The sequence below is a fragment of the Vibrio sp. CUB2 genome, assembly GCF_001557945.1.
Classification (GTDB): Bacteria; Pseudomonadota; Gammaproteobacteria; order Enterobacterales; family Vibrionaceae; genus Vibrio; species Vibrio owensii.
The window spans coordinates 31,217-44,578 of the sequence record NZ_LNRB01000004.1 but is presented as its reverse complement, the minus strand read 5'-3'; the positions used below and the strand labels follow the sequence as shown (position 1 = coordinate 44,578).

Annotated in this window: 8 protein-coding genes; 3 read left to right on the top strand and 5 right to left on the bottom strand. The window is 46.3% G+C overall.

Going from position 1 to position 13,362, the window contains the following annotated elements; genetic code table 11:
- Nucleotides 1-139 precede the first annotated feature (139 nt).
- From ATB78_RS07265 to ATB78_RS07255, 3 genes are all read right to left on the bottom strand, one after another.
- Nucleotides 140-1,105, bottom strand: coding sequence for a porin (locus tag ATB78_RS07265; protein WP_061008244.1), 966 nt, complete (start codon nucleotides 1,103-1,105; stop codon nucleotides 140-142).
- 408 nt (nucleotides 1,106-1,513) lie between these two features.
- On the bottom strand, nucleotides 1,514-3,142 hold the full coding sequence (locus ATB78_RS07260) for a methyl-accepting chemotaxis protein (RefSeq protein WP_005439025.1): 1,629 nt from the start codon (nucleotides 3,140-3,142) through the stop codon (nucleotides 1,514-1,516).
- Nucleotides 3,143-3,369: 227 nt separating this feature from the next.
- Nucleotides 3,370-5,730, bottom strand: coding sequence for an ATP-binding protein (locus tag ATB78_RS07255; protein ID WP_005439027.1), 2,361 nt, complete (start codon nucleotides 5,728-5,730; stop codon nucleotides 3,370-3,372).
- Nucleotides 5,731-5,927: 197 nt separating this feature from the next.
- Here ATB78_RS07255 and ATB78_RS07250 point away from each other — a divergent pair, with 197 nt between their 5' ends.
- Both ATB78_RS07250 and ATB78_RS07245 read left to right on the top strand, forming a co-directional pair.
- Entirely contained in the window at nucleotides 5,928-6,425 is a 498-nt protein-coding gene (locus tag ATB78_RS07250) for a hypothetical protein (protein WP_045499762.1), read from the top strand.
- Between the two features lie 74 nt (nucleotides 6,426-6,499).
- Nucleotides 6,500-8,131 carry an ABC transporter ATP-binding protein gene (locus ATB78_RS07245; RefSeq protein ID WP_061008243.1) on the top strand — a complete coding sequence of 544 codons (1,632 nt, stop codon included), beginning with the start codon at nucleotides 6,500-6,502 and terminating at the stop codon, nucleotides 8,129-8,131.
- A 221-nt stretch (nucleotides 8,132-8,352) separates the two neighbouring features.
- Here the strand turns inward: ATB78_RS07245 and ATB78_RS07240 are convergent, their stop codons facing one another.
- Nucleotides 8,353-10,392, bottom strand: coding sequence for a prolyl oligopeptidase family serine peptidase (locus tag ATB78_RS07240; RefSeq protein WP_061008242.1), 2,040 nt, complete (start codon nucleotides 10,390-10,392; stop codon nucleotides 8,353-8,355).
- Nucleotides 10,393-10,529: 137 nt separating this feature from the next.
- Nucleotides 10,530-11,429: a LysR family transcriptional regulator gene (locus ATB78_RS07235; RefSeq protein ID WP_005439033.1), complete on the bottom strand. Its 900-nt coding sequence runs from the start codon at nucleotides 11,427-11,429 to the stop codon at nucleotides 10,530-10,532.
- A gap of 156 nt (nucleotides 11,430-11,585) precedes the next feature.
- On the opposite strand from ATB78_RS07235, the gene ATB78_RS07230 reads away from it, so the two are divergent.
- On the top strand, nucleotides 11,586-13,277 hold the full coding sequence (locus ATB78_RS07230; protein ID WP_061008241.1) for an L-lactate permease: 1,692 nt from the start codon (nucleotides 11,586-11,588) through the stop codon (nucleotides 13,275-13,277).
- Nucleotides 13,278-13,362: the final 85 nt, after the last annotated feature.

The following is a 13,362-nucleotide window of genomic DNA, read 5'->3' as shown; positions in this document are numbered from 1 at the left end:
TCACTGCGTTCAAGTAGCCTAATTAGTTCAAATAACCCTAAGGCGTTCAAATGCCCCTTAAATGAAGAAAACCCCTTACCTCACGGTAAGGGGTTTTGTTTTACTAAGAAAAAGGCGGGATCTTAGAAAACAATTTGACTTAGAAGTCGTAACGTAGACCTAGTGCTAGTTCGTCTTGCTCGTCAGAACCTTCGTTGTCCATTAGGTCGAAGTTGTATGACGCGTAGCCACGGAAGTTAGGCTTGAAGTAGTAAGTTACGTCAACGGCTAGGTTTTCTACAGTATCTGTGTCTTCTACGTCACCTTTGTTGTAAGTAGAAGTGAACACTGTTTGGCCCATAGTGTATGCAGCTGCTAGTTCGTAACCTTTGTAATCGTCAGAATCTTGCTCGATACCTGTGTAGTTACCAGCAACGTAGAAGTTACCTACAGTGTAAGAAGCCGCAAGCATGTATTGGTCAACGTCATCTTGGTTAGCAAAGCCAGCACCTAGCTCAAGGCCAGTGTCAGCGAATGCGTAAATACCAGATAGAGAGAAACCATCTTGCTCGTTGTCGTCAAAGCCGTTCGCATCTGTTGTGCGATCAGCAAAACGGTAGCTTGCACGAAGCGCTAGTTGCTCGAATTTGCCTGAGTAAGAAACCATGTTGTCTGTGCGGTCAGCAACTGGCAGTTTTAGTGCTGCAGTGTTGCCGTGGTAAGCCATGATATCAGTGAAGTCAGTGATAACGCCTAGTGCACCATCGTTTTTACCGTAAGTGATTTCACCGTATTTGCCGCCAAGACCTGCGTAAGCGTAACGCGTGTCTAGTTCACTGTTGCTCTCACCATTTGCATTTTCGTCCACAGCGCCCATTTCATTTGTGCGGAACTCACCTTCCCAGAAACCAACACCGTATAGGCTATCGCTGATTTCCTGCTTACCTAGGAAGTTAAGACGGATACGTGAACGGTCTTCTGCTTTGCCGTCGATCATAGATAGACGAGCTTCAGCGCGGCCGCCCATTTCTAGTGATGTACCGTCTTGGTTGTACAATTCTGAAGCGACAACTTGAGATCCAGATGCCATTAGCGCCACTGCTACAGCTAAAGTTTTCAATTTCATTTATAGTTTTCCATATCTTTGTTTTGTCATCATTTTCTCACCAGAAAACAGGACTTTTCTGTACCAACGAGAAAACGGGCGGCATCGTAGCAGCTGCTATTTTTAACGCAACAAGTTGAATACACAGCCTTAATTGAACAAAACACCACTGGAGATGACGATGTGAATACCTCCAAACCCTCAAGTTATCGGTTCGGTGAATAAAAGCGTGCGCGTCAAAAAACTTTTGACGCTAAAAAGTGAGACTCAACATTTATAAATGTGACATGAATCACCTTTTATTTTTGGTAACTGACTGTTTTAATTACTGTTAATTAAATCATTACTCGATTTTTGATAAAAAAATCCCCAAGCCGAAGCTCAGGGATTCTTTTCAATCAGTCGATATTTGTCGCTTGCTGCTTTTGACTAAAGCTTGAAGAAACTCAACTGCTCTTTTTGTTTTTCAGCAAGGTGAGAAAGCTCAGTACTTGCGCTCGCACTTTGGCTGATGCCAGCAACGTTTTGGTTTACAAGTTCAGACATGTTTACCACGTTACGGTTGATGTCTTGTGTTACTTGAGACTGCTCTTCCGCTGCCGTCGCCACTTGCGTATTTGAATCGTTGATGTTCGCTACCGACTCGGTAATACCAATCAACGCATCGTTCGCTTGCTGAGTTAGCTCGTTGTTGCGGTTAAGCATCTCTAGGCTCACCTGCATGCTGTCATTTGCAAGACCAGACTGCGCTTGAAGCTCTTCAATGATAGAAGAGATTTCTTGCGTTGAGTCTTGAGTGCGTGCCGCTAGCATACGAACTTCATCTGCTACAACAGCAAAACCACGACCAGATTCACCGGCACGTGCAGCTTCAATCGCTGCGTTCAGTGCTAGGAGGTTAGTTTGCTCAGATACGCCACGAATCACTTCAATAACGTCGTTGATTTGAACCGATTGTTCTTTCAGACGAAGAACCACTTGCGCCGCATCGTTAAGCGCTTGAGACATTTGCTCGCTTGCTTGTGCACTCTCTTGGAAGATAGCTAGGCCAGATTGCGCTAGACCATCCGCTTCACGTGCTGTTGCGTCTGCTGATGTCGCGTTGTCGCTTACGTTGTTTGCTGTGCTTGCTAGCTCGTTAACCGCCGATGCCACTTGCTCGATTTCAGCCAATTCTTGTTGAGCATTCGCTTCAGCTTGTGTCATTACCGCTGCAAGTTCTGTTGAAGCAGAAGCCACTTCTTCACTGATGCGCATCAGTTGGTCAACCGTATCGTGAAGCTGTTTCGCTGTTTGGTTTACGTCTTTGCTTAGCTGCGAAATTTCGTTGTCGCCATCAATGTCTGCACGCACTGACAGGTCACCACCTGCTAGTTTACGCATCACTTCTTGAAGTTTTTGAATTGGCGTAACGATCATGCCAGATAGGAACCAAGCGCCTAGCAAAGAGAATGCAAATACCGCGATCACCGACATCATGGCATTGTTTTGTACGCGAGTATGTTCACGTGCGCTTGCTGCAGTTGCTTCCGTCGCAATCTCATTCACACGCTGTGATAGTGAGTTGATGGTTGCAACCATTTCGTTACCAACACGGCGGTAACCTGAGATAAAGTTTGTGTATTCGCTATCAGATACTAAGCCACGGTCGTGACGGTTAAAGAATTCTACCGCACGTGTTGAGTAATCAATGTAAGCATCAATACTTTGGCGTACTTTCTGCGCTTCTTTGCTGAACGTACCACGAGCATCGACAAGATCGAGATCGGCATCAATCGCTTTTGCACCCGCTTTTAGGTCAGCAAGGAAAGCATCACGACGAGAAGCATCGTAGATTGCGTAAACCGCGCTAATGCGCAATGGGTAAACTTGGTCGTCGATTTTAGCCAATGTGTCTTTGTAGAACACAAGAGAGTCGGAGTTAGAAGCAACCAATTCTTGCTCTGCTTCTAGATTGTTTTGAGTGATCCACAATGTGATGAACAGAGTGATCGCGGTGAATAGAACTGGAACCAAAACTTGCGTTCGTACTGACAAGTTTTTCAGGGATAGCTGCATGAGTAACCTCAGGTATTTGAGTGTTGGCTTCCTTGCGATGGGATTATTCCCGGACGAATAGACAAGGGGGCAAATACTAGAGATAGATCACACTTTTGTCCAGAGCAAAAAGCCATCAATTTCATGGCTTTAGCGACAATATCCCGACAACTGCGTCGGGATATTGTCATTATGACAAGTTATGAAGATTTATACGCTTTTCTATCAACTTTTATGTCAATAAGTGCTTATTTTCTCAGCGCATTTAGCTTAGCTTGTGCCAAGCCAAAAATGGTGTCGATAGGGTAAGTTCCCTCGTCGGTCGCTTCACCTGCGTCTTTGCCAGTAAACAGCTCTACCGCTTCGGTTACGTGGTCAATAGCCCAGATGTGGAAATCCCCCTTCTCTACCGCTTTGACAATGTCAGGGCGAAGCATCAGGTTATGTACGTTTGAGCGCGGGATAATTACCCCTTGTCCAGCATGACGACCTTTGATTTCACACACATCGTAGAAGCCTTCGATCTTCTCGTTTACACCGCCAATAGGCTGCGCTTCACCGAATTGGTTCATCGAACCGGTAATCGCAATGTCCTGACGGTTCGGCTGTTTCGAGAACGCCGACACGACTGCACAGAACTCAGCCATACTTGCACTGTCACCATCTACACCACCGTACGATTGCTCAAAGGTAATCGTGGTTGTCAGTGGAACGCGTGCTGTCTTACCAAACACAGACGACAAGTAAGCAGACAGAATCATCACACCTTTCGAGTGAATACTACCGCCAAGATCAACACTTCTCTCGATATCAATCACTTCACCATCACCGTAACACGTGGTTGCCGTAATACGGTTCGGCGCGCCAAACATGTGGTCACTGGTGCTCAAGACCGACAGTGCGTTGACCTGACCAACTGCAGAACCTTCGGTACGAATCAAGGTCGTGCCATTAACGAAGGTTTCCATCACGCTATCTTGCAAACGGCTGACTCGCATTTCTTGATTGCTCAGTGCCTCTTCCACGTGTCCGATACGGATCATGTTGGAATTCGCCTGACGAGCCACGTAGTTAGACTCACGCAATAGGTTAGCGATGTTGGCAGAATGCAACGAAAGCTTGGTTTGGTCTCCAGACAAACGTGAACTGTACTCGATGATGCGCGCGATGGCTTTCTTATCGCAGTGCAGCATGTTGTTGTCGTTCACCACACTAGAAATAAAACGTGCGTATTGCAGTTCTGAATCCGGTGTACGCTTCATTTCGTCTTCGAAATCCGCCGTCACACGGAACAGTTCACCAAACTCTGGATCGTAGTGTTGCAGCAGTTGGTAAGTGCGGTAATCACCGAACAAGATGATTTTGATGTCTAATGGAATCGGTTCAGGATCAAGAGAAACCGCGCCAGTCAATGTCACTTCTTTTTCTAAAGAAGTAAAACTCAGCTGACGAGAACGTAATGCACGCTTCAACCCATCCCACACATAAGGTTGCTCAAGCACCTTTTGTGCATCCATCAACAACACGCCGCCGTTCGCTTTATGCAAACTACCCGCTCGAATCAAAGAGAAATCAGTAAACACTGTGCCTTTGAACGTCGCCGTTTCAATAGAACCAAATAGCGAGTGGTAGTTCGGATTCTCTTCCACCACGATTGGGAACTCGCAATCTTTACGACTAACCAGTACGTTGACTTTGTAACGACGTGGAAGCTTCTTATCCAAGGAAGCGGTAGCAATCTCGCCTTGTTCACCACTCTGCTCTAGAAAGATGTCCGCGTTTTCGACAATGTCTTTTTGCAGATCAGTGAGGTAGGTTTTGATTTCCGAATACTCAGCGTAATCCACTTTCAATTGCTTGATGAAGTGGGTAATCACGTCCAGCGTTACGTCATCATTAAGCTTTTTGATCTTCTCGCTAAATGAATCTTCCCACTCCGTGAGCTCGCGAACCATATTACGCAAACTGACTTCTAGCTCATCGATACTGCTGCCAAAGTATTCTTGCTCTTTCTTGCTGAGCGCTTCAAAAGACTCTTCGGTATGCAGCTCTTCACCGTCCATCGCAACAAACTGATAATCACCTTGCGCCGTGATCGTTAGGCTGATGCCTTTCTCTTTTGCTTCCTTACTGATGCTGTCCAACTCGTGTTGCTGTTTATTCGCAAGTTGGTTTTTTAAGCGATCAGCTCGGCTGTAGTACATCTCATTGTCGAACGCGAGAGGTAAAGCATTGAGCAATTTACCCATCAGCTTTTCGATGTCTACTTTGAGCTTACTACCAATTCCGCACGGGAGCTTTAGGACTTTTGGTATACGCGTGTCTTCAAAGTTCGCGACATAACACCAATCAAACAGTGCCGCAGCATCGTGTTGATGGCGGTTTAAATAGCGCAAAATCATGGTGCGCTTGCCTAGGCCGTTCTGACCAATGGCGTAGATGTTATACCCTTTCTCCTTGATTGACATGGCGAACTCGACCGCTTTCTGTGCGCGCTCTTGCCCTACAATTTCGTCAATCGGAGGTAATTCCTTGGTCGACTTACATGGCATATTCTCTAGATCAGCTACAGAATACAGCTGTTTAGGTTCCAATCTTTGTACTGCCATACTCGCCTCCTTTTCTTATTGTCGTTACCTCAGTGTAGAGATTATTTGTTTAAATTTAAGTGATTTATCTTCCACCCCGGTTCGTTTGAACATTTTACGAACAGCTGTACGCCTTTTAAAATGATAAAAAGTCGCACTTGCAATTGATAATTAATTTCATTTAATATCTGTTCAAATCGAATTTTGTGGAGATGAAGATGAATATTGAGCAATGCTGGATGCGCTATTTAAAAGCAGAGCAGCTGATGGAACAAGGCCATTGGCCAGAAGCTCATCGCTTGTACGAAGACGTGCTCAGCCACCTGCCAAACCACATTCACTCCGCACTTGAAAACGAACAAACCAAGCCGTGTCAGTTTGTGTGTTTAATCAGTGGGTTGCGTGATGCGAGCGTTGCGCAGTCAGAAATTCTCAACAAACTCGGTATGCAGCAAGAAGCGTTCGCGGCGCTTAACCAGTCTTACGCTCTGTTCCAGTTCTTACAGCTCGAGAGCCACGATTTAATTGGCCGCGTTAGCCAAATGCTAAGCAAACAGAGTGAAGATTTATTGGCTCATATGGCAGCATTTTGCTCTGCCCAACGTAACGCTCAATGGATGATAGAGCTCGATCACGTCACCCGTGCTCATGAACAGTTCTTGTATCTACAAGCCATGAGTACTGCAGAAGCGGGCGCGTCTCAACTCTACAATTAGCCCTCTTCATCAGAGTTGCCACGGTAAGGCACAACAAATAACAGTAACAACAACTCGATACACAAGGAAACGTGATGTCCACACAAACCATTCTTTCGGTGAACAACCTGTCTGTCAGCTTTACGACAAACGATGGTATCGTCGATGCAGTAAAGAAGGTGAGCTTTGATCTTAAAGCTGGTGAAACGCTGTCTATCGTAGGCGAATCTGGCTCTGGTAAATCTGTCTCAACCAATGCGTTGATGAGGTTGCTGCCAGATAATGCCATTTTGCACGCCGATTCCTCTATCGTCTTTGAAGGCGAATCAATCCTAGAGAAAACCGAACGCCAAATGCAAAGCATCCGTGGCGATCGCATTGGTATGATTTTCCAAGAGCCAATGACTTCTCTTAACCCATACATGCGCGTTGGTATTCAAGTGGCGGAGGCCATTATGTGTCATCGCCCGGTGAGTAAGAAACAAGCCAAAGATAAGGTGCTTGAGCTGTTTGACTTAGTGCACTTACCAAATCCTCAACAAGCTTACACAAAGTATCCGCACGAATTCTCCGGTGGTCAGTTGCAACGCATCATGATTGCGATGGCTCTAATAAACGAGCCAGACATTCTGATTGCCGATGAGCCAACCACTGCGCTTGACGTTACCGTTCAGGCAGAAGTGCTTTATCTGATCAAAGAGATCCAAGCCAAGATGGGCATGGCGATCTTGTTCATCACTCACGACTTAGGTGTAGTGAAACACTTTGCTGACCGAGTATTGGTGATGTGTAAAGGTGAAGTCGTCGAAGAAGGCATCACAGAAGCACTCTTCTCCGAACCACAGCATAATTACACCAAGATGCTGATTAACTCGATTCCTAAAGGCAGCAAAGACCCGATTGAAGAAAACGCCGCTGAACTTCTTAAAGCCGATGATATTCGCGTTAAGTTTCTTGTTAAGCCGCATTTCATCGCCAGCAAGAACGAGTATTTTGAGGCAGTTAAAGGCATCTCACTAGAGTTAAAGCAAGGCGAAACGCTTGGTATTGTTGGTGAATCAGGTTCCGGTAAATCGACACTGGGACGGGCTTTGATTGGTTTGCTGCCATCAAGTGGCAAGATTCAATTCAAAGGACAAGATCTTTCCCTACTTTCTGCCAAACAACGTTTTGAGTTAAAGAAAGATGTGCAGATGGTGTTCCAAGACCCTTACGGCTCGCTTTCTCCTCGCATGACGGTCGGTGACATAATCACTGAAGGACTCACTGTGCATCAACCTCAAATGAGCAAGGCAGAACGAATGCAAAAGGCACGTGATGTTCTGCGAGAGGTGCGCTTAGACCCTGCATCTATTAACCGTTACCCGCACGAGTTTTCTGGTGGTCAGCGTCAACGTATCGCTATTGCGCGTGCGTTAATTCTTGAGCCTTCTTTCATTTTGCTTGATGAGCCAACCTCGGCTCTCGACCGCTCTGTTCAGTTGACCGTCATTGATCTTCTGAAAGATCTGCAGAAGAAACACAACATCGGCTTCCTGTTTATTAGTCACGATCTCTCTGTAGTTAAAGCTTTGTCGGACCGTGTTCTGGTGATGCAAAAGGGTGAAGTCATGGAGCAAGGAACGGCAGAAGAAATCTTCCATAATCCGAAAAGCGATTACACAAGAAAACTGATTGATGCCTCATTTGACCTTGAAAACAATGAAAATCAAGATGATGCAGCCTAGATTCATCACAGTTTCATATTCTTAAACTAGGATTAAAGTATGGTGAATTTTTCGCCATAACTACGAAAAATGGTATAGCTGCCATTCGGTTTGGCCGCCGAGACTGGTTGGTTCAAAGTTAGGCTTAGTCACCCTAACTAATACATTGAGTTCCCCCAACCATGAAAAATGCCGCGATGAATGTCGCGGCATTTTTTATTATGTTGAGTCTAAGCTTCGTACTAAATATCGAGCGTTTCGATACCCATGTTATGTAATGCAAACGCGTAAACATCGGTAGTCAGATCGATTTGTTTGCTCAGCGGCATCCCCGCGCCATGGCCAGCATTCACATCGATACGAATCAGCACCGGGTTGTCTCCTTGATGCTTCTCTTGCAGCTCTGCAATGAACTTATATGAGTGCGCAGGGACAACACGGTCATCGTGGTCTGCGGTCGTGACAAGTGTTGCGGGGTACGAGACACCTTCGTTTACGTTATGCACTGGTGAATAACCAAGTAGATATTGGAACATCGCCTCGGTTTGCTCTGACGTGCCGTAGTCGTACTTCCAGCCCTCACCAGAGGTAAAGGTGTGGTAGCGAAGCATGTCTAATACACCAACCGCAGGAATCGCCACTTTAAACAGCTCTGGACGCTGAGTCATACACGCACCAACCAACAAGCCGCCATTTGAGCCGCCACGAATCGCAAGGCGTTCTGAGCTGGTGTAGTCGTGCTCAATCAAGTATTCCGCCGCAGCAATAAAGTCATCAAACACGTTTTGCTTTTGTTGCTGAGTACCTGCATTGTGCCAAGCTTTACCATATTCGCCGCCACCACGCATGTTTGCCACCGCGTAAATACCACCAAGTTCTAACCAGTTCGCGACATTTCCTGAGAACATCGGCGTCAAACTGATGTTAAAACCACCATAACCATACAGCATGGTTGGCGCCGTACCATCGAGCTTGGTGCCTTTCTTATACGAGATGATCATCGGCACTTTCGTTCCGTCTTTTGAGGTGTAGAACACTTGTTGAGACTCGTATTCTTGACGATCGAACGGGGCTTTCGATTCTTGGTAGAGTGCAGACTCACCACTTTCTACATCAAAAGAGAAGATGGTTGGAGGGGTCACGTAGTTAGTAAAGGTGTAGTAAAGCGTCTTATCTTCTGCTTTGCCCTGTAAGCCATATACGGTGCCTTGATCAGGCAGAGTAACCTCACGCACTAACTCGCCTTGGTAAGTAAACTGCTGAACCTTAGAGAGAACATCAACCATGTAAGTCGCAAACAAGTAGCCACCACCTTTGCTTATATCCAGTGGTTGTTCCTGCTCGGCAATGATCTCTGTCCATTGCTGGGTTTGAGTGTTGTAGCCAACCACTTTGCCGTTAGGCGCATCTAGGTTGGTATAGAAGATTAAGGTGTCATCTTGGTTATCAATCAGATGTGTATCACCATCGGTTGTATCTCGAAGCGTGATTACGTCTTGCTCTTCTGAAGCTAGATCGACATAGAACAGCCTGTTACCCGATGTCGACTCTGCGCCGGTAATGATAAGGAAGCGATCATCTTTGGTTGTCACTCCCCCTACATAACGATGCTTCTGCGCGTCCAACGCACCAAAGACGACTTTGTCTTGAGATTGTGGTGTGCCTAACTCATGGTAGTAAAGCTTGTGCTGCTCAGTACGCGCCGAAAGCTCACTGCCCTTAGGTTTGTCATAACTCGCGTAGTAAAAGCCCTTGCTACCAAGCCAAGAAATTGTGGTGAACTTAGCGTCGACAATTTCAGGCTCAAGCTGTTCTTTGGTTTCTACATTAATGACGAAGATTTTACGCCAGTCGCTGCCACCCTCAGAGATAGAATACGCGACAAGAGAGTCGTCTCTAGAGAACTTAACTTCACCAAGCGATGTTGTTCCCTCTTCTGAAAAGGTATTCGGGTCTAGGAAGATTTCCGCTTCTTCATCACCCTTTTTGCGGTATAAAACGCTCTGGTTCTGCAAACCATCATTTTTATAGAAGTAGGTATATTCACCGTGAACAAAAGGCTGAGAGTACTTTTCGTAGTTCTGGCTGCTCGCCACTAAGTCGCGAATTTGTTGGCGGAAAGGAATTTGACCTAAGTAATCAAAGGTCACTGAGTTTTGTCCTGAAACCCACTCTGCGGTTTCTTGGCTGAGATCGTCCTCTAACCAGCGGTATGGGTCTGCGATGTCGTGACCAAAATAAGTGTCGACGACAGAATCTTTACGAGTTTTTGGGTAATGCATAACGTCCGTGTTACTCCGTTTGAAGTTAAGTGTTTTGTTTTATTATTTTATTGAGATTTATTCTCAATACCTACCTTAGGGTTCAAACACCGAATTTCAACCAATAGATTGAAACATTTCTTATATTTATGAACCAATTAAAAGTAATGCGAGATAGTGAGGTATCGCTCTCGGATGTGTTCGATCAAAAGCTTCACTTTATTCGGCGGCTGACGAGTAAAAGGGTAAACCGCATAGATGCCAAGCTTTTTACCAACTAACTCCGGGAAAATATCCACCAGCTCACCACTGCGAATATCGTGATAGACCAAACAACGCGGTACGTAGGCGATACCATGCCCACCCAAAGCTGCCTTGCGTAAGGCCGTAGCGTTATCTGTCGAGAAACAACCCGAGACTCTGACGATGTAATCACCATCTTTGCCTTTAAACTGCCAGTCGGTCGCCCCGGTAGTTTGATAGGCGTATTGCAAACAGTTGTGCGTGGTTAAGTCGATAGGCTCAATCGGTTTGCCATTTTTGGCGATGTAAGAAGGCGAGGCACAAACCACCCATTGTGAATCGAGAATATGACGGGCAATCAGGCTGGAATCTTCTAGATAGCCAGTTCGAATCACCAAGTCAAAGCCTCCAGCAACCAAGTCAACAAAGCGATTATCAAGCGACATATCGACGGTTAAACCTGGGTGCATATTACAAAACTCGGCTACAGCGTCCGCCAGAATCAAATCACCCGAGATAGTCGGCACCGACATTTTGATATGACCGCTGACATTCTCACCAAAGCCTGAAACTGCATCCATAGCCTCCTGAGTGGCTTGCTTCACATTTTTAGCACTGTGTAACAAAACCTTTCCTGCTTCGGTCAGGGTCAATTTACGCGTTGTTCGATATAATAGTTGAGCACCGATTTCTTCCTCTAGCCGAGCAATCCTCTTACTAACTACCGAATTTGTAAGGTTATTTTCTTCCGCCACCTTACTAAAGCTACCCATTTCTACTACCTGTGAGAACAGGATTAGGTCATCTGCACGCATCGATTATGTCACTTTTGGAATAAATTAATTTCATTATTTCCCTATATCTATAAAAAATAAAGGGGTAAATTCACGCCAAATTAACAAAATCATTACAACAAAAATCATCTCTACAGCATAAAGCCGTTCGAGAAGTCAGCGTACGAGGATGTACCAATGAGTGAAACCCTACTTGCCCTTGTGGCGTTTTCGCCAATTGTTGTCGCCGCCATATTATTGGTTGGTCTCAACTGGCCTGCTAAAAAAGCCATGCCTGTTGCGTTCGGTCTAACCGTCGCTATCGCCCTAATGTTTTGGGATATGTCAGCTACTCGCGTACTGGCGTCTGTCTTCCAAGGATTAGGTATTACTGTCTCTGTTCTATGGATCGTGTTTGGTGCCATCTTCTTGCTCAACACTTTAAAACACACTGGCGCGATCACCACTATTCGCAATGGGTTTACTGATATTTCAGCCGACCGTCGTGTTCAAGCCATCATCATCGCTTGGTGTTTTGGTTCTTTCATTGAGGGCGCATCTGGCTTCGGTACGCCTGCTGCTATCGCTGCTCCTCTATTGGTAGCCATTGGCTTCCCTGCGCTTGCAGCGGTACTGATGGGCATGATGATCCAATCTACGCCAGTATCCTTTGGTGCGGTTGGGACACCAATCATCGTAGGTGTGAACAAAGGTTTAGATACGCACAATATCGGTGAAGCACTGGTTGCTCATGGCTCAACATGGGACGCGTACCTACAGCAAATCACCGCAAGCGTAGCAATGATTCACGCAACGGTTGGTACTCTCATTCCTGTACTCATGGCAATGATGCTGACGCGCTTCTTCGGTAAGAATAAGAGCTGGAGCGAAGGTCTAGACATCCTACCTTTCGCGCTATTCGCTGGCGTTGCCTTCACTGTGCCTTACGCACTAACAGGCGTGTTCCTAGGTGCAGAGTTCCCGTCATTAATCGGTGGTCTAGTTGGTCTGGCTATTGTAGTTACTGCGGCGAAGAAAGGTTTCCTCGTACCAAAAACCAAATGGGACTTCGAGAGCGAAGATAAATGGCCAGCAGAATGGCTAGGTTCTCTAAAGATCAATCTTGATGACAACCCAGTCAAACCAATGAGCCTAACCAAAGCTTGGGCACCATACGTGATGCTAGCGGTTATCCTAGTGGCAAGCCGTGTAAGCCCTGAGTTCAAAGGTCTACTTAAGAGTGTAAGCCTATCGTTTGGTAATATTCTTGGCGAGACAGGCATCAGCACAACAATTCAACCTCTATACCTTCCGGGTGGCATCTTAGTCTTCGTAGCGTTACTTGCGGTTCTTTTGCAAGGTGGCGGCGCTAAGTCACTAGGCAAAGCGTTTGGCGAATCAAGCAAGACACTAGTCGGTGCAGGTTTCGTTCTCGTGTTCACCATCCCTATGGTTCGTATCTTTATTAACTCAGGTGTCAACGGCGCCGAGCTAGCAAGTATGCCTGTAACGACGGCGAACTTTGCAGCAGACCTCGTTGGCTCAGCATTCCCGGCGTTGAGTGCTACTGTTGGTGCCCTTGGTGCATTCATCGCCGGCTCTAACACCGTGTCGAACATGATGTTCAGCCAGTTCCAGTTCGAAGTAGCGCAGACACTGACTATCTCAAGCGCCATTGTGGTTGCTCTTCAAGCGGTTGGCGCTGCTGCCGGTAACATGATTGCCATCCACAACGTTGTGGCAGCCTCAGCAACGGTTGGCCTGCTAGGACGAGAAGGTGCAACGCTGCGCAAGACTGTTATCCCAACATTCTACTACTTGGTGGTCACAGGCATCATCGGTCTGATTCTGATTTACGGATTCCAACTTACAGACGCCTTAATGAAGTAACACTTACGCAGGGTCTCCCCCACCCTGCACTTTCTCTGGCACCGCGGTCAGCACTACTACCCCGACACTTTTGGTGTGGCTTGCT